Raw genomic sequence first — 16,151 nt, 5'->3', positions numbered from 1 at the left:
GAAACGGGGAGGATGGCTTGCACATCCTGGCCGAACAGATCCGTTCCCTCGACGATTCGGTCGCGGCAGTCGATCTCGGCCAGAGCCCGGCCGAGGTGGTGGTGCTGTCCTTCTCCGACAGCGACCTCGGCCTCGTCGCCGCCGTGCACGACCGGCTCGGCCCCGACGCGCCGAGCCTGCGGCTTGCCTCGCTGGCCGCGCTGCGCCACCCCTATTCGGTTGATCTCTATCTCGAGAAGGTGGCGGCCAAGGCCCGCTTCGTGCTGGTGCGGCTCCTCGGCGGCGCCGACTACTGGCGCTACGGCGTCGACGAATTGTCCATGCTGGCGCGATCGAAGGGCATCGATCTGGCGCTGATCCCCGGCGATACCAGTCCCGATCCGCGCCTTGTCGAAGCCTCGACGCTGCCGGCCGCCGACCTCGACCGCCTGACGCGCTGGTTCGGCTTCGGCGGTCCTGACAATGTCGCTTCGGCACTCGCCTATATCGCCGCCCGGCTGGGCCACGCCGCGACCTGGGCCGAGCCGGCGCCGCAGCCGGCCTTCGGCGTGCTGTCCGAGGCCGGCGACGGCGACCGGCGGGCGCTGGTCGTCGGCTACCGTGCCTTGGTCAACGCCGGCGACGCGGCGCCGCTCGAGGCAGTGTCCGGGGCGCTGGCCGCCAGCGGCTTTTCCGTACTGACGGTCTGGGTCACCTCGCTGAAGGACCCGGCGGCGGCCGGTCCGCTGGCCGAGGCGATCGCCTCCTTCCAGCCGGAGGTGATCGTCAACTGCACCGCCTTCTCGGCCCGCCGTGACGACGGCTCGACGGTGCTCGACGCCGCCGACATCCCGGTGATCCAGGCGCCGCTGTCCACCCTGTCGCGCGACGCCTGGGCGGCATCGCCGCGCGGCCTGTCGGCCGCCGACCTCGCCATGAGCGTCGTGCTGCCGGAGGTCGACGGCCGCCTCGACGGGCCGGTGATCAGCTTCAAGGCGCCGGCCGCACGGGCCGAGGCGCTGGAATATACGCCGATCCGCCACCAGCCGGACGACGGCGGCATCGCCCGCCTGGTCCGCCTGGCCAGCGGCTGGACGCGGCTCAGGCGGACGCCGCGCGCCGAACGGCGGCTCGGCCTCGTCTTGTCCAACTATTCCGGCAAGGGCGGCCGCACTGCCTATGCCGTCGGCCTCGACGGCCCGGCCTCGCTGGTCGCCGTCGCCGACGACCTGCGCGCCGCCGGCTACGGCGTCGGGCCGCTGCCGGATGAAAAGGCGCTGATCGCCGCGCTGGAAAGCGGCGAGACCGTCATCGACGTCCCGCTCGCCGACTATCGCCGCTGGTTCGCCGGCCTGCCGGAGCCGCTGCGCGCCGCGATCACCGCTGCATGGGGCGAACCCGAGGCCGATCCATGTCTGATGGACGACACTTTTCGCCTCGCCGCGACGATCGCCGGCAATCTCGTCGTCGCCGTGCAGCCCGATCGCGGCCGGCCGGACAGCCGCGCCGCCGACCACCACGATCCCGCCCTGCCGCCCCGCCACGCCTATGCCGCCTTCTATCTCTGGCTGCGCCACGGCTTCGGCGCCCACGCGATGATCCACCTCGGCACCCACGGCACGCTGGAATGGCTGCCGGGCAAGGCGGCCGGCCTGTCCCCGGCCTGCGGGCCGGCGGCGCTGTCGGACGGCCTGCCGATCGTCTATCCCTTCATCGTCAACAATCCCGGCGAGGCGGCGCAGGCGCGGCGGCGCATCGCCGCCGTGACGCTCGGCCATCTGACGCCGCCGCTGACCCGGGCCGGCGCCCACGGCGACATCGCCGACATCGAGATGCTGGTCGACGAATTCGCATCGGCCCAGGCGCTCGACCCGCGGCGGGCCAAACACCTTGCCGCCCTCCTCATCGACAAGGCCGAGGCGGCCGGCATCGCCGAGGCGGCCGGCCTGTCCTCGGACCTCGATCCGGCCGACAAGCTGGCCCGGCTGGACGCCTGGATCTGCGACGTCAAGGACATGCGCATCGCCGACGGCCTGCACGTCTTCGGCCGCCCGCCCGACCAAGCGCGCGTCGCCGCCCATCTCGCGGCGCTCGGCGGCGACGTCTCGGCGGCCGGCGCCTTCCTCGCTTCGGCCGAGGCCGAGCGCACCGGCCTCCTCGCCGCCCTCGACGGCCGGCGCGTGGCGCCCGGCCCATCCGGCGCGCCGGGGCCGAAGCGGCTCGACGTGCTGCCGACGGGGCGCAACCTCTACGCCGTCGACCCGCGCACTGTCCCGACCCGCACCGCCATGGAGATCGGCGCCCGCACCGCCGAGGAGGTGGTCGCCCGCTATGTCGAGGACCACGGCGACTGGCCGAAATCCATCGTGCTCGACGTCTGGGCCTCGGCGTCGATGCGCACCGGCGGCGACGACATCGCCCAAGCCCTGGCGCTGATCGGCGTCCGGCCGACCTGGGATGCCGCCTCCGGCCGCGTCTCCGGCTTCACCGTGCTGGCCGCCGCCCGGCTCGGCCGGCCGCGCGTCGATGTGACGCTGCGCGTCTCCGGCCTCTACCGCGACGTCTTTCCCGGCCAGATCGCCCTGTTCGCCGAGGCGGTGAAGGCGGTGGCCGCCCTTGACGAGGACGCCGAGACCAACCCGCTCGCAGCGCTGGGCGAGGCGACGCCGTCCCGCGTCTACGGCGCGGCGCCCGGCGCCTTCGGCAGCGGCCTCGGCGAGATGACGCCCGACGATCTAGCCGCCGACCGGGCAAGCCTCGCCGGCGCCTACCTCGCCGCCTCCGGCCATGCCTATGGCAACGACGAGGACCGGCCCGACCGGCCGGGCTTCGCGGCGCGCGTCCGGACCGCCGACGCCTTCGTCCACGTGCAGGATCTCGACGGCCAGGACCTTCTCTCCAACGATGCCTTCCCGACCCATGAGGGCGGCTTCGCGGCGGCCGCCGAGGCGCTGGGCGGCAAGGCGGCGCTCTACCACGTCGATGCCACCGGCGAGACGCCGAAAGCCCGCACTCTCAGGGAGGAGATCGCCCGCATCGTCCACGGCCGCGCCGCCAACCCGCGCTGGATCGCCGGCCAGATGCGCCACGGCCATCGCGGCGCCGCCGAGATCTGCGAGGGCATCGCCAACCTCTGCGCCTTCGCCGCGCTGTCCGACATGGTCGACGCCAGGCATTTCGACCGGCTGTTCGATGCCACCTTCGCCGACGATCGGGTGCGCGACTTCCTGATCGACGCCAACCCGGCGGCGACCCGCGACGCCCTCCTCCGCCTCAGAACGGTGATCGACCGCGGCGCCTGGGTGGTCCGCCGCAACTCGGTGGCCGCCCGGCTCGCCGACACGGAGGCCCGCCTCAAATGAGCGATTCGGCGGTTCGCGGCTGGTGTCCGGGCGCCCGTCGTCCGATGCGGAGCGGCGACGGCCTGATCCTGCGCCTCAGGATCACCGGCGGCCGCCTGTCGTCCGACAGGGCGCGTGCCATCGCCGACCTCGCCGCTAACTGCGGCAACGGCGAGATCGACCTCGGCCGGCGCGGCGGTCTGCAACTGCGCGGGCTCCGCGACGACAGTCTCGCTGCCACCCTCGCTGAATTGGCCGTCCTCGGCCTTGTCGACGCCGACGCCGGCGCCGAGGCCATCCGCAACGTCGTCGCCTCGCCGCTGTCCGACCGCGACGACACGGCCGCAGGCGACGCCTTCGCGCTGGCGCGGGCGCTGGAAGGGGCGCTGGTTGCCGATGAAGCGCTGCGCGTCCTGCCGGCCAAGTTCGGTTTCTCCGTCGACGATGGCGGCCGCTTCGGCCTCGCCGAGGTGCCGGCCGACGTGCGGCTGCGACTGACGCGGGAGGTGGTGCTGATCTCGCTCGACGGCGACGCCGGTGCGGCGACGGTGCCGGCCGGGGAAGCCGTTTCCGCCAGCCTGCGCCTCGCTCGCGCCTTTCTCAACCTCGCGCCGCGCCTCGATCCGCCACCGCGCCGCATGGCGGCGCTGGTCGCCCGTCTCGGCGCCGACGCCGTCTTCGCCGCCGCCGATCTTGCGCCCGTCGAAATCCCGCCGCCGTCCCGCGACGCCGCTCCTCTCATCGGCGCCTTCGCGACCCATGTCGGCGTCGGTCTGCCCTTCGGTCGGCTGACCGCCGATCAACTGCGTCTGCTCGCCGACCTCGCCGCCATCGACTTGCGCCTCACTCCGTTCCGGGCGGTGCTGCTGCCGGGCGCGCCGGCGGCCATCCTGCCGCGACTTGCCGAAGCCGGCTTCATCATCCGGCCCGCCGATCCCCTCCGCTTCGTCGCCGCCTGCCCCGGCGCGCCGGCCTGCGCCTCGGCGGCGATCGAGACGCGTGATCTCGCCCGCCGCCTCGCGGTGCTGAATCCGGCCGCCGGCGACGTCTGGCTGCACGTTTCCGGCTGCGACAAGGGCTGCGCCAGTTCCGCCGCTCACGCCGTGACGCTGGTCGGCCGTGACGGCGCCTTGGACCTCGTGCTAGAGGGCAGGCCAAGGGACGCCCCGCGCCTCGCCGGCCTCAACCCCGAGGCGGTCGAGGCCGTCCTCCGTTCGGGAATGCTCATCCGATGACCTACGACTACATCCGCGACGGCGCCGAGATCTATCGCCGCTCCTTCGCCATCATCCGCGCCGAGGCCGACCTCGCCCGCTTCCCGCCCGACGAGGAGAAGGTCGCCGTCCGCATCATCCATGCCGCCGGCATGGTCGAGGTCGCCGCCGACATCGCCTTTGCCCCCGGCGCCGTGGCGGCGGCGAAAACGGCGCTCGAAGCCGGCGCGCCGGTGATCTGCGATTCGCGCATGGTGGCCAACGGCGTCACCCGCGCCCGCCTGCCGGCTGCCAACGAGGTGATCTGCACCCTCGACGACCCGTCCGTGCCGACGCTGGCGCTCGCCGTCGGCAACACCCGCACCGCCGCCGCGATGATGCTGTGGGGCGATCGCCTCAAGGGCGCCGTCGTCGCCTTCGGCAACGCGCCGACCGCCCTGTTCCACCTCCTCGAAATGCTCGATGCCGGCGCTCCCCGGCCGGCCGTGGTGATCGGCATGCCGGTCGGCTTCGTCGGCGCGGCCGAGTCCAAGGAGGCGCTGATATCGGACGGCCGCGTGCCCTATATCGCGGTGCGCGGCCGCCGCGGCGGTTCGGCCATGGCCGCCGCCGCCGTCAACGCGCTGGCGAGCGACCGCGAATGACCGCCCTCGTCTCTCCCGGCACGCTGCATGGCGTCGGCGTCGGTCCCGGCGATGCCGAGCTGGTCACCATCCGCGCGGCGCGGCTGATCGGCGCGGCGCCGGTGCTCGCCTATTTCGCCAAGAAGGGCCGGCGCGGCCACGCCCGCACCATCGTCGAGCCCTATGTGCGGCCGGGCACCGAGGAACTGCCGCTCCACTATCCGCTCACCACCGAGATGAGCTTTGCCGATCCGCTCTACGTGCGCGAGGTGGGCAGCTTCTACGAGGCGGCGGCCGAGGCGCTGGCCGAGCGCCTGTCGGCCGGCCGCGACGTGGTGCTGATCGCCGAGGGCGACCCGTTGTTCTACGGCTCGTTCATGCACCTCTACATCCGTCTGAAGGATCGCTTTGCCGTGCGCATCACGCCCGGCGTCACCGGCTTCTCCGGCTGTGCCGCGGCGGCCGGCCTGCCGATGACCTGGGGCGACGACGTGCTCGCCGTGCTGCCGGGCACGCTGTCCGAGGACGATCTCGTCGCCCGCCTCAAAGGCACCGACGCGGCGGTGATCATGAAGCTCGGCTCCAACTTCCCGAAGGTCCGGCGGGCCATCGCGCGGGCCGGCCTCACGGCGCGCGCCGTCTACATCGAGCGCGGCTCGATGGACGGCGAAGCCGTGCTGCCTCTCGCCGACAAGATCGACGACGCCTCGCCCTATTTCTCGCTGGTGCTGATCGGCGGCGAGGGCCGGCGGCCATGAGCGCCACGGGCGAGATTCTTGTCGTCGGCCTCGGCCCCGGCCCCGACCACTGGCGGACGCCGGAGGCCAGCGCCGCCCTCGAGCGGGCCACCGACCTCGTGGGCTATGCGCCCTATCTCGCCCGCTGCCCCGAGCGCCCCGGCCAGCGGCGGCACGGCAGCGACAACCGCGTCGAACTCGACCGGGCGCGGCTCGCCATCGCTCTCGCCCGCGCCGGCCGGGTGGTCGCCGTGGTATCCGGCGGCGATCCCGGCGTGTTCGCCATGGCGGCGGCGGTCGTCGAGGCGATCGAAGGCGACGAGAGCGCCCATGCCCTGCCGGTGACGGTGATGCCCGGCGTCTCGGCCATGCAGGCGGCGGCGGCCCGGCTGGGGGCGCCGCTCGGCCACGACTTCTGCGTCATCTCGCTGTCCGACAACCTCAAACCCTGGTCGCTGGTCGAGAAGCGGCTTCGGGCGGCGGCCGACGGCGACTTCGTCATCGCCCTCTACAATCCCGCCTCCAAGGCGCGGCCCAGCCGCATCTTCGACGCCTTCGCGCTGCTCGGACGCCTCAAGGCCGGCTCGACGCCGGTCGCCTTCGCCCGCGCCGTCGGCCGGCCCGACGAGAAGATCGTCGTCACCACGCTCGCCGCCGCCGATCCGTCGATCGTCGACATGGCGACGCTGGTGATCATCGGCTCGTCGGCCAGCCGGCTGATCGAGCGGCCGGGGCAGGCGCCCTTCATCCTCAGCCCGCGTCAGGCGGCGGGAGGGGCGCCGTGAGCGAGTCGCGCCTCGATGTCGGCCATCAGGTCGTCGAGTTCATGATAGGTGGTCACCGTGACAGGCTCGGGCGGCGCCACCATGATCACCGGCAGGCCGAGGCGGCGGGCAGCGGCCACCTTGCCGTAGGTGGCGTCGCCGCCGGCATTCTTGGTCACCATGATCTCGACGCGCTCGGCCTGCATCAGCCGCGCCTGCGATTCCTCGTCGAACGGTCCGCGTTCCAGGAGCAGCCGGTAGTCCGGCAGGTTGAGTTCGCGCGGCGGGTCGATCGAGCGGACGACATAATGGTGCTGCGGCGCCGCCTCGAAGGCCGACAGGCCGAGCCGGCCGACGGTGAGAAAGACGCATTTCGGCTCCGGCCCCAGCGCCGCGCAGGCGGCGTCGAGGTCGGGCACCTCGATCCAGCGGTCGCCCGGCACCGGCTTCCACGGCTCGCGGGTGTAGCGGAGAAGCGGCACGCCGGTCATCTCGCTGGCCGCCACGGCGTTGGCCGAGATGCGGGCGGCGAAGGGATGAGTGGCGTCGACCAAGAGGTCGATGCGCTGGTCCTTCAGAAAGGCGGCAAGGCCGTCGATGCCGCCGAAGCCGCCGACCCGGGTGTTGAGTGCCTGCGCCGCCGGCTCGTGGGTACGGCCGGCCAGCGACAGCAAGGCCCAGACGTCCGTCCGCTTTTCCAGCCGCTCGGAGAGGCGCGACGCCTCGGTGGTGCCGCCCAGCACGAGAATGCGCATCGGTTTCCCGGAGTCCCCCATGGCTGAAGCCTCCCTTGCCCCATGGCTCACCGTTGTCGGCCTTGGAGAGGATGGCCTCGACGGTCTCTCTCCTGCGGCAGTTTCGACAATCGCACAAGCGGGTTTCATCGTAGGTGGCCGTCGCCATCTTGACCTCGTGCACGCCGAGCCTGCGATCTCGCTTGCCTGGCCGTCGCCGCTACAGGACGCCTTTCCGGCGATCGTCGCCCGGCGCGGCAGTCCGGTTGTGGTGCTCGCCTCGGGCGATCCCTTGTTCTACGGCGTCGGCTCGCTCCTCGCCGCGATCATCGACCCCGAGGAAATGACGGTGCTGCCGGCGCCGTCGTCCTTCGCGCTGGCCGCCGCCCGGCTCGGCTGGCCGGGGCAGGAGGTCGTCCGCGTCAGTCTGCACGGCCGGGCGCTCGAGCGCATCCTGCCGCACGCCCAGCCGGGCGCCCGCATCTTCGCGCTGTCCTGGGACGGCACGACGCCGACAAGGCTGGCAGCGCTGCTGACCAGCCGCGGCCTCGGGCCGAGCCGCCTCACCGTGCTCGAAGCGATGGGCGGGCCGCGCGAGCGGCGGCGCTCGGCGCGCGCCGACGCCTTCGATATCGAGGACATCGACCCGCTCAACCTCGTCGCCGTCGAGGTGGCGGCGACGCCCGGCGCCCGCGTCATTCCCTTCACGCCCGGCCTGCCCGACGACTGGTTCGAGCACGACGGCCAGATTTCCAAACGCGAAGTGCGGGCGCTGACCGTCGCGGCGCTGCGGCCGACGCGCGGCGAGACGCTGTGGGACGTCGGTGCCGGCTCGGGTTCGGTGGCCATCGAGTGGATGCTCTCGGACGCCTCGCTCGGCGCCTTTGCGATCGAGGAGAACGCCGTCCGCGCCGCCCGCATCGCCCGCAATGCGCTCGCCTTCGGCGTGCCCGACCTGCAGGTGATCGAAGCCAAGGCGCCGGCCGGCCTCGACGGGCTGCCCGATCCCGATGCCGTGTTCATCGGCGGCGGATCGGGCGACCCCGGCGTCGCCGACGCCTGCCTCGGCCGGCTGAAATCCGGCGGCCGGCTGGTGATCAACGCCGTGACGGTGGAGACGACGGCCGAGGTCTTCGCGCTTCAGACGCGGCTCGGCGGCGATCTCACGCAGATCGCCATAGCGCGGCTCGACCGCATCGGCAGCTTCCATGCGCTGCGGCCGGCGCTGCCCGTCGTCCAGTGGACCTGGGTGAAGCCGTGAGCGGCCGGCTTGCCATCGGCGTCGGCTGCCGCAAGGGCGCCGCCGGAGAAACGATTGTCCGGCACATCACCACGGCGACGGCCGGCCTGCCGCCCGCCGTCGGCCTCTACACCGTCGCGGACAAGCGCGGCGAGGCGGGGTTGATCGCAGCGGCCGAACGGCTCGGCCTGCCGCTCGCCTTCCTGCCGCGTGATGCGCTCGCCTCCGTCGCTCACCTGACCATCACGCCGTCGCCGGCCGCGGCGGCGCGTTTCGGCATCCCGTCGGTGGCCGAGGCCGCCGCGCTGGCCGCCTTCGCTGGCAAGGCGCGCCTCATCGTGCCGCGCCGGGCCGGAGAGGGCGTCACCGTCGCCGTCGCCGAGGAGCTTTTGTCATGACCGTGCATTTCATCGGCGCCGGCCCCGGCGCGCCCGACCTGTTGACGCTGCGCGGCCGCGACCTGATCGCCGCCTCGCCGGTCTGCCTCTACGCCGGTTCGCTGATCCCGCCGGCCATCCTCGCCCATTGCCCCGAGGGCGCCCGCATCGTCGACACGGCGCCGCTGTCGCTCGACGAGATCGAGGCAGAATATCTGAGGGCGCATCGGGCCGGCGAGGATGTGGCGCGGCTCCATTCCGGCGACCTCTCGGTGTGGAGCGCCCTCGGCGAGCAGATCCGCCTCTTGGAAAAGCACGCCATTCCCTATGACGTGACGCCCGGCGTGCCGGCCTTCGCGGCGGCGGCGGCGGCGCTCGGCCGCGAGCTGACGCTGCCCGAGGTCGGCCAGTCGCTGGTGCTGACCCGCACCTCCGGCCGCGCCTCGGCCATGCCGGAGAGGGAAAAGCTCGCCGCCTTCGCCGCCACCGGCGCGACGCTCGCCCTCCACCTCTCGATCCACGTCATCGAGCGGATCGTCGAGGAGCTGACGCCCTTCTACGGCGCGGACTGTCCGGTCGCCGTCGTCTACCGGGCGAGCTGGCCGGACGAGCGCATCGTCCGCGGCACGCTCGCGAGCATCCTCGGACAGTTGCAGGCGATGCCGATGGAACGGACGGCGCTGATCCTCGTCGGGCGGGTGCTCGGCAGCGACGACTTCCGGCCGAGCGCCCTCTATTCGGCCGACTACCAGCGCCGCTTCCGGGGGCGGGATGATTTCTAGAGCCTTTCCAGTGAAATCCGGTTCGCCGGAAAGGCTCTATCTCATTGTTGAGACGCAATTCCGGACGCAAAACCGGTTCCCACTTTTGCTGGAATTGCTCTAGACCTTGCGGAAGCCGGTCGTCGCGAGAAGGCCGCCCTGCCGGTCGAACACCGCGACCTCCAGCGCCATGCCGCTGCCGGCGATCACCCCGACCGCGGTTGCAAGGCCGCGCTCGGCCACCCCTTCGGCCACCGGGATGCCGGCGGCGCGGCAGCGGGTGAGCGCGTCGAGGGCGCTGTTGGCGCCGCGCACCGCCTGAACGAGATCGTCGGCCCCGCCGAGTTCGGCGACGATGGCGGAGAGCGCGTCGAGATCGACGCTGCCGCGCTTGGAATGGAGGTCCAACAGGCCCTGGCCGAGCTTCACCGCCTTGGCGAAGCCGAGCGCCAGCGTCACCGAGGGCACCGGCGCCTTCCTCAGATATTTGAGCGTGCCGCCGGCGAAGTCGCCCATGTCGATCAGCTGGACGTCGTCGAGGCCGTAGAGCGCCTTCACCGCCTGCTCGGAGGTGTGGCCGGTCGAGGCGGCGACGTGCACGAAGCCCGAGGCCCGCGCCACGTCGATGCCGCGCTGGATCGAGGCGATCCAGGCGGCGCAGGAGAAGGGCACGACGATGCCGGTGGTGCCGAGGATGGACAGGCCGCCGACGATGCCCAGCCTGCCGTTCAGCGTCCGCTCGGCGAGTTTCTCGCCATTGTCGATGCCGATCTCCACCTCGACGTCCTCGGGACCGCCGACCATGTGGCGCGCCTCGGCAAGCGTTCGGGCGATCATGGCGCGCGGCACCGGGTTGATCGCCGGCTCGCCGACGGCCAGCGGCAGGCCCGGCCGCGTCACCGTGCCGACGCCCGGCCCGGCGCGGAACACGAGGCCGGCGCCGGCGGCCGCCGGCCGCACCGTCGACAGAATCAGCGCGCCGTGAGTGACGTCGGGATCGTCGCCGGCGTCCTTGACGATGCCGGCCCGCGTAAAATTGTCGCCCGACGCCGTGGTCGCCAGCGAGAAGGCGGGCGTCTGGCCGCCCGGCAGCGTCACCGTCACCGGATCGGGAAAATGGCCGGTGGCCAGCGCCTCGAAGGCGGCGCGGGTCGCCGCCGTCGCGCAGGTGCCGGTGGTCCAGCCGCGCCTCAGGCTGGGCGTTTCCTTGTTTTCCGTCCCTGCTGCCATGGCGCTGCCCGATCCTTTCGGGCGACAAGGTCGGCGCTGTCTGCTATCCGGTCAAGCGGAAAGGGGACGGCGATGAAGGGCTTTCTGGTGGCATCCCTGCGTTCCGGCGCCGGCAAGACGACGGTCAGCCTCGGCCTGATGGCGGCGCTCGCCCGCCGCGGCCTCAAGGTGGCGCCGGTCAAATGCGGTCCGGACTATATCGATCCGGCCTTCCACGCCGCCGCCGCCGGCCGCGCCAGCGTCAACCTCGACAGCTGGGCGATGACGCCGTCCCAGGTGGCGGCGCTGGCCGCCGGCCAGGCGGACGGCGCCGACGTGCTGGTCGCCGAGGCGCTGATGGGCCTGTTCGACGGCGTCGGCCATGAGACCGGCCGCACCGGATCGTCGGCCGACATCGCCGCCGCCCTCGGCCTCGGGGTGCTCCTGGTGCTCGACGTCACGGGTCAGTCGATCTCGGCCGCCGCCGCGGCGCTCGGGGCGAAGCTGCTCGATCCGCGTCTGACGCTTCTCGGCGTCGTGCTCAACCGCGTCGGTTCGGAGCGTCATCGCCGGCTCGCCGCCGAAGCCATCGAGGCGCTCGGCATTGCCGTGCTCGGCGCGCTGCCGCGCGCCGCAACCATCGAGCTGCCCGAGCGCCATCTCGGCCTCGTCCAGGCCGAGGAGACCGGCGACCTCGGCCGCCGGCTCGACGCGCTGGCCAATCTCGTCGAGACCCATATCGATATCGACAGGCTGCTGGTGCTGGCCAGTGACATGGCGCTGCCGCCGCCGGCTGCCGCCGCGCCGCTGCCGCCGCCCGGCCAGCGCATCGCGCTCGGCCGCGACGCCGCCTTCAGCTTCGTTTATCCGCACCATCTCGCCGCCTGGCGGGCGGCCGGCGCCGAGATCGTGCCGTTCTCGCCGCTCGCCGACGAGGCGCCCGACCCGAGCGCCGACGTCTGCTGGCTGCCGGGCGGCTATCCGGAACTGTCGGCCGGCTTGCTGGCGGCGGCGGGGAATTTCCTCGACGGCCTCCGCGCCTTCGCCCTGAGGCGGCCGGTGCATGGTGAATGTGGCGGCTACATGGTGCTGGGGGCCGGCCTCGTCGACGCCGGCGGCAACCGCCACGCCATGGCCGGCCTCATTGGCCTGGAGACCTCCTATGAGAAGCGCAAGCTGCATCTCGGCTATCGTCGGGCGCGCCTCCTTGCCGCCGGTCCTCTCGGGCCGGCCGAAGCGGTGCTCTCCGGCCACGAGTTCCACTATGCGTCGATCATCACCACCGGCGGCGACGATCCGCTGGCCGAGGTCAGGGATGCGCATGGCGGCGCGCCGGTGCCCGACGGCTCGCGGCGCGGCCTGGTCAGCGGCAGCTTCTTCCACGCCATCGCCCGGCTGGAATAGAGCATCATCCGGCCGGGGCGAAACGGCGATGCGAGACCAAATCCTGGGCGGTCAATCGCAGTCATCTCGGCTAAGGCACCTTGCCGGCGAGATGAACGAACCGTCGAGGCCGCGAGCGTCTTTTCGCAACGCAAGGCAATGCGTCGGAAGCGCTTGAGCGTGTTGAAGAAACACACGCCGAGGAGCTGTCCGCCTCGATCGCCGAGATCGTCCGCCAGACCGAGAACGCCACGCAGGTCGCCCGCCGGGCCTCGGAGGGGGCGCGACGCACCGACGCCACCGTCGGCAGCCTCGCCGAGGCGGCGGAGCGGATCGGCGACGTCATCACGCTGATCAAGGCGACCGCCACCCAGATCGCCGCCATCCGCTCGATTTCCGACATCATGGTCGACGTCGACCGCAGGGCGATGACCATCTCGAGCGTTGTCAGCGAGCAGGGCACCGCCACGGCGGAGATTTCCAGCAACGCCCGGCGGGCGGCCTCCGGCACCCGCGCGGCGACCGAGGAGACGGAAGCGCTGACCCGCGTCGTCGGGGAAACGTCGCGGTCGGCGTCGGCGGTCTCCGCCGCCTCCAACGACATGAACGAGCAGGCCGGCCGCTTGCGCGAGACGGTGGAGGGCTTCATCAACCGCGTCATGGCCGCCTGAGCGGACTGCGGCCGGCCCGAGGGCCGGCCAAGTGCGGTCGGGAGGAGGAATTGCAGTCGTCGGATGAGCCCTTCGCGCCGGCTAAGGCCGCCGGCGCTCCGGCGCCTCAGCTGCGGGTCAGCGTGCCGTCCCAGGTGCTGACCGCCGTCTTGGCGTCTTCTTCCGAGAACCAGACCGAGGTGACCGACTTGGTCTCGGTGAAGAAAGCGACGCCGTCCTTGCCCATGGTGTGCAGGTCGCCGAAGAACGACTGCTTGTGGCCCGAGAACGGGAAGATCGAGAAGGGCACGGGAATACCGACGTTGATGCCGACCATGCCGCCGTCGGTGCGCTTGGCGAACTCGCGGGCGTGGCGGCCGGATGTCGTGTAGATGCACGAGCCGTTGGCGAAGCGGTTGGCGTTCATGATGGCGAGGCCTTCCTCGAAATCCTTGACGCGCTTGATCGAGGTCACCGGGCCGAAGATTTCCTCCTCGCCAACATAGGAGCCGGGCTTGACGTGGTCGAGGATGGTCGGGCCGACGAAATAGCCGCCCTCGTAGCCCGGCACCGCGACGCCGCGGCCGTCGAGCACCAGCGTCGCGCCGTCGTCGACGCCCCGCTGGATGGCCTTCTCGATCGACTCCTTCTGCGCCGCCGAGATCACCGGCCCGAGCTGGCTGTCCGGCAGGTAGGCCGGGCCGATCCTCAGCTCCCCGGCGATCTTCTTCAGCAGCGCCACGAATTCGTCGGCGATGCTCTCCTCGACGCAGACGACGGGCAGCGCCATGCAGCGCTGGCCGGCGCAGCCGTAGGTCGAGTTGATGATGCCGCGCACCGTGCGCTCCAGCACGCAGTCCTTGAGCACCAGCGCGTGGTTCTTGGCCTCGGTCAGCGCCTGGACGCGCTTGCCGGCGCCGGCGGCCGTCTTGTAGATGTGCATGCCGACGCCGGTCGAGCCGACGAAGGTGACGCCGCGGATGGCCGGGTGGGTGAGCAGCGTGTCGGCCTCGACGCGCGAGCAGGTCACCATGTTGACGACGCCCTTCGGCAGGCCGGCCTCGATCAGCAGCTCCAGCATGCGCATGGCCGTCTGCGGCACCATCGACGCCGCCTTGAGCACCACGGTGTTGCCGGTGGTGATGGCGAACGGGATCATCCAGCCCATCGGGATCATCGCCGGGAAGTTGTAGGGGGCGATGGCGGCGAACACGCCGAGCGGTTCGCGGTAGCTGACCGTGTCGTAGCCGGTGGAGACGTTCATGCAGGTGTCGCCCTGCATCAGGTAGTGGGTCGAGCAGGCGCACTCGACCACCTCGATCGCCTTGAGCACGTCGCCCTTGGCCTCGGCCAGCACCTTGCCGTTCTCGGTGGCGACCAGCTCGGTCAGCTCGTCGAGATGGGCGTCGAGCAGTTGCTTGAAGCGGAACATCAGCTGGATGCGGGTCGGGATCGGCGTGTCGCGCCAGCCGGGAAAGGCGGCGGCGGCGGCGGCGACGGCGGCATCGACCTCGTCCTGCGTGCAACAGGGCGCCTCGGCGATCTGGCGGCCGGTCGAGGGGTCCATCACCGGCATGTACTTCGTCGTCCTGGACTCGCGCCACTCGTTGTTCACCAGGTACTTGAGGCGGGCGATCTTGCCGGACTGGTGCTTGAGGATTTCCACGTTCATCGTCTTCTCCCTTTTGGGTGTCCCTGGAAGCCGCCAGCATTCGCCGGCCAAAGGCGCAAAGCAATTAGAATATTCATTCCCTATATCATTTCTTTTGGAACGCCAATACCCAATCTTGATACGAAACGTTCCATGCCGCTGCTCCCGGCCGGAAAAACGATTGCGTCATGCCCCTTTGCCGGCGCGCTCGGGGCGCCGTCGCGGATGTCTGGAATTAAGCCGCTGGAAGATCGTCCGATTCTCGGTTTCGCAGTGGTCGGGACGACGGACCGGCCGCGCCGCCGGCGGTCTTCGCGAGGGGCGAAGGGTTCCGGGCGCCGGTTCGGGATGCGCGAACGAAACGTTTTACGGCCGGCGATCGTCCTGTCGGCACGGACCGCCGCGGCGGTCCGGCGCGCAGGATAGGCCATGTCCGGCGGATGCGCCCTGCGGCCGGCGCAGGCCCCCGAAAGAACAGGCCCATCCGGCGGTCCCGGCATGCTCCGGGTCGCCGGATGGGCTCTGGCGCGCCGCCCGAAGGCGGCGCCGGGGCGGGGACGCCACGGGCGGTAGCGGCGGATGCCGCCGGCGCCGGCGGGAGGAGGAACGGGCGCCGGGCCGTGGCGGATGGAGTCACCGCCTCATGGCGGGGCCCTCAGCGCGCGGCGGCCGGCGCGCCGAGGCCGGTGAACAGCCACTCGTGGGCCGGCTCGTTGTGGAACTTCCAGATCCGCTTCGGCCCGGCCATGACGTTGAGATAGTAGCTGTCATAGCCGTGGATGGTGGCGACGGGATGATAGCCCTTGGGCACCATGACGACGTCGCCGTCTTCCAGCAGCACCAGTTCGTCGAGGCTGCGGTCGTCGGTGTAGACGCGCTGGAAGCCGTAGCCCTGCGGCGGGTTGAAGCGGTAGTAATAGGTCTCTTCGAGATAGCTCTCGGCCGGAATGTCGTCCCGGTCGTGCTTGTGCGGCGGATAGCTCGACGTGTTGCCGCCCGGCGTGATCACCTCGACCACCAGCAGCTGATGGGCGGCGCCGTCGTCCTCCGGCATGATGTTGGTGACGAGCCGCGTGTTGGAGCCCTTGCCGCGGGTGATCTGCGGATGGCTGCCCGGCGGGATCAGCCTGGCCGGCAAGCCGGCGGCGCCGGGCGCCGAGCAGACGGCGACCTCGGCGGCGGTGGCGGCGGTCAGCGCGTAGCGGCCGCCGGCCGGCACATAGGCCGCCCAAGGCGCGCCGTCGAACGGGCTCATCCGCTGGCCGATCTCGCCGTGGTCCTTGCCGTCGATGGCGAGGCGCGCCTTGCCGGACACCAGCACCAGGCAGACCTCGCGGCCGCCGGTTTCGGCCGCGAGGCTGTCGCCCGCCGCGAGGCGATGGAGAGCGAAGCCGACATGCGACCAGCCGGCGCTTTCCGGCGTCACCTCGGTGACGAGGCCGCGGGCGGCCTTCGGCTGCACGCGAAGACGGGAGTTGGACATGCTGT

Annotated in this window: 15 protein-coding genes; 10 read left to right on the top strand and 5 right to left on the bottom strand. The window is 71.8% G+C overall.

Features of this window, described 5'->3' with window-relative positions; genetic code table 11:
* Positions 1–17 precede the first annotated feature (17 nt).
* The 5 genes from cobN to cobJ are packed head-to-tail and all read left to right on the top strand — an operon-like array spanning position 18 to position 6,679.
* On the top strand, positions 18–3,341 hold the full coding sequence (gene cobN / locus H512_RS0121145) for a cobaltochelatase subunit CobN (RefSeq protein ID WP_026785097.1): 3,324 nt from the start codon (positions 18–20) through the stop codon (positions 3,339–3,341).
* Positions 3,338–4,555, top strand: a complete 1,218-nt coding sequence (gene cobG / locus H512_RS0121140) for a precorrin-3B synthase (RefSeq protein WP_026785096.1) — start codon at positions 3,338–3,340, stop codon at positions 4,553–4,555. Before cobN ends, cobG begins: the two co-directional genes overlap by 4 nt.
* Positions 4,552–5,178: a precorrin-8X methylmutase gene (locus H512_RS0121135; RefSeq protein ID WP_026785095.1), complete on the top strand. Its 627-nt coding sequence runs from the start codon at positions 4,552–4,554 to the stop codon at positions 5,176–5,178. Before cobG ends, H512_RS0121135 begins: the two co-directional genes overlap by 4 nt.
* Positions 5,175–5,915: a precorrin-2 C(20)-methyltransferase gene (locus H512_RS0121130; protein WP_026785094.1), complete on the top strand. Its 741-nt coding sequence runs from the start codon at positions 5,175–5,177 to the stop codon at positions 5,913–5,915. The genes H512_RS0121135 and H512_RS0121130 overlap by 4 nt, the downstream gene beginning before the upstream one ends.
* Entirely contained in the window at positions 5,912–6,679 is a 768-nt protein-coding gene (cobJ, locus tag H512_RS0121125; RefSeq protein WP_026785093.1) for a precorrin-3B C(17)-methyltransferase, read from the top strand. Before H512_RS0121130 ends, cobJ begins: the two co-directional genes overlap by 4 nt.
* On the opposite strand, the gene H512_RS0121120 is transcribed toward cobJ, so the two are convergent.
* Complete coding sequence (locus H512_RS0121120) at positions 6,655–7,413, bottom strand: cobalt-precorrin-6A reductase (RefSeq protein WP_026785092.1); 759 nt, start codon at positions 7,411–7,413, stop codon at positions 6,655–6,657. The genes cobJ and H512_RS0121120 overlap by 25 nt on opposite strands.
* A 19-nt stretch (positions 7,414–7,432) precedes the next feature.
* On the opposite strand from H512_RS0121120, the gene cbiE reads away from it, so the two are divergent.
* The 3 genes from cbiE to cobM are packed head-to-tail and all read left to right on the top strand — an operon-like array spanning position 7,433 to position 9,791.
* Entirely contained in the window at positions 7,433–8,653 is a 1,221-nt protein-coding gene (gene cbiE / locus H512_RS0121115) for a precorrin-6y C5,15-methyltransferase (decarboxylating) subunit CbiE (RefSeq protein ID WP_026785091.1), read from the top strand.
* Positions 8,650–9,030 carry a cobalamin biosynthesis protein gene (locus tag H512_RS0121110; RefSeq protein WP_026785090.1) on the top strand — a complete coding sequence of 127 codons (381 nt, stop codon included), beginning with the start codon at positions 8,650–8,652 and terminating at the stop codon, positions 9,028–9,030. Before cbiE ends, H512_RS0121110 begins: the two co-directional genes overlap by 4 nt.
* Positions 9,027–9,791 carry a precorrin-4 C(11)-methyltransferase gene (cobM, locus tag H512_RS0121105; RefSeq protein WP_026785089.1) on the top strand — a complete coding sequence of 255 codons (765 nt, stop codon included), beginning with the start codon at positions 9,027–9,029 and terminating at the stop codon, positions 9,789–9,791. The genes H512_RS0121110 and cobM overlap by 4 nt, the downstream gene beginning before the upstream one ends.
* A 99-nt stretch (positions 9,792–9,890) precedes the next feature.
* Here cobM and H512_RS0121100 read toward each other — a convergent pair whose 3' ends face one another.
* A complete protein-coding gene (locus tag H512_RS0121100) occupies positions 9,891–11,000 on the bottom strand; it encodes a cobalt-precorrin-5B (C(1))-methyltransferase (protein ID WP_026785088.1) in 1,110 nt (369 codons plus the stop codon).
* A 72-nt stretch (positions 11,001–11,072) separates the two neighbouring features.
* Between H512_RS0121100 and H512_RS0121095 the strand changes: the two genes are divergently transcribed.
* Complete coding sequence (locus H512_RS0121095) at positions 11,073–12,383, top strand: cobyrinic acid a,c-diamide synthase CobB (protein ID WP_026785087.1); 1,311 nt, start codon at positions 11,073–11,075, stop codon at positions 12,381–12,383.
* A 70-nt stretch (positions 12,384–12,453) separates the two neighbouring features.
* On the opposite strand, the gene H512_RS27410 is transcribed toward H512_RS0121095, so the two are convergent.
* On the bottom strand, positions 12,454–12,768 hold the full coding sequence (locus H512_RS27410) for a hypothetical protein (RefSeq protein ID WP_026785086.1): 315 nt from the start codon (positions 12,766–12,768) through the stop codon (positions 12,454–12,456).
* Between H512_RS27410 and H512_RS0121085 the strand changes: the two genes are divergently transcribed.
* Positions 12,767–13,033 carry a hypothetical protein gene (locus H512_RS0121085; protein ID WP_026785085.1) on the top strand — a complete coding sequence of 89 codons (267 nt, stop codon included), beginning with the start codon at positions 12,767–12,769 and terminating at the stop codon, positions 13,031–13,033. The two genes, H512_RS27410 and H512_RS0121085, sit on opposite strands and share 2 nt — an antisense overlap.
* A gap of 106 nt (positions 13,034–13,139) precedes the next feature.
* Here H512_RS0121085 and H512_RS0121080 read toward each other — a convergent pair whose 3' ends face one another.
* Positions 13,140–14,684, bottom strand: coding sequence for a CoA-acylating methylmalonate-semialdehyde dehydrogenase (locus H512_RS0121080; protein WP_053240123.1), 1,545 nt, complete (start codon positions 14,682–14,684; stop codon positions 13,140–13,142).
* A gap of 634 nt (positions 14,685–15,318) precedes the next feature.
* Entirely contained in the window at positions 15,319–16,146 is an 828-nt protein-coding gene (gene iolB, locus H512_RS0121075) for a 5-deoxy-glucuronate isomerase (RefSeq protein ID WP_026785083.1), read from the bottom strand.
* Between the last annotated feature and the right edge of the window lie 5 nt (positions 16,147–16,151).

The sequence above is a fragment of the Pleomorphomonas koreensis DSM 23070 genome (assembly GCF_000425185.1).
Taxonomy (GTDB): Bacteria; Pseudomonadota; Alphaproteobacteria; order Rhizobiales; family Pleomorphomonadaceae; genus Pleomorphomonas; species Pleomorphomonas koreensis.
Note: the sequence above shows the minus strand (reverse complement) of the source record. Positions and strands in the feature narration are given on the sequence as shown.

Excerpts from the sequence above, each read along its gene's own strand:
- H512_RS0121085 (WP_026785085.1), top strand. The coding sequence starts at position 12,767 with ATGGTCGACGTCGACCGCAGGGCGATGACCATCTCGAGCGTTGTCAGC.
- H512_RS27410 (WP_026785086.1), bottom strand. The coding sequence starts at position 12,768 with ATGATGTCGGAAATCGAGCGGATGGCGGCGATCTGGGTGGCGGTCGCC.
- cobM (WP_026785089.1), top strand. The coding sequence starts at position 9,027 with ATGACCGTGCATTTCATCGGCGCCGGCCCCGGCGCGCCCGACCTGTTG.
- H512_RS0121100 (WP_026785088.1), bottom strand. The coding sequence starts at position 11,000 with ATGGCAGCAGGGACGGAAAACAAGGAAACGCCCAGCCTGAGGCGCGGC.
- cobG (WP_026785096.1), top strand. The coding sequence starts at position 3,338 with ATGAGCGATTCGGCGGTTCGCGGCTGGTGTCCGGGCGCCCGTCGTCCG.
- H512_RS0121135 (WP_026785095.1), top strand. The coding sequence starts at position 4,552 with ATGACCTACGACTACATCCGCGACGGCGCCGAGATCTATCGCCGCTCC.
- H512_RS0121120 (WP_026785092.1), bottom strand. The coding sequence starts at position 7,413 with ATGCGCATTCTCGTGCTGGGCGGCACCACCGAGGCGTCGCGCCTCTCC.
- iolB (WP_026785083.1), bottom strand. The coding sequence starts at position 16,146 with ATGTCCAACTCCCGTCTTCGCGTGCAGCCGAAGGCCGCCCGCGGCCTC.
- H512_RS0121095 (WP_026785087.1), top strand. The coding sequence starts at position 11,073 with ATGAAGGGCTTTCTGGTGGCATCCCTGCGTTCCGGCGCCGGCAAGACG.
- cbiE (WP_026785091.1), top strand. The coding sequence starts at position 7,433 with ATGGCTGAAGCCTCCCTTGCCCCATGGCTCACCGTTGTCGGCCTTGGA.
- cobJ (WP_026785093.1), top strand. The coding sequence starts at position 5,912 with ATGAGCGCCACGGGCGAGATTCTTGTCGTCGGCCTCGGCCCCGGCCCC.
- H512_RS0121080 (WP_053240123.1), bottom strand. The coding sequence starts at position 14,684 with ATGAACGTGGAAATCCTCAAGCACCAGTCCGGCAAGATCGCCCGCCTC.
- H512_RS0121130 (WP_026785094.1), top strand. The coding sequence starts at position 5,175 with ATGACCGCCCTCGTCTCTCCCGGCACGCTGCATGGCGTCGGCGTCGGT.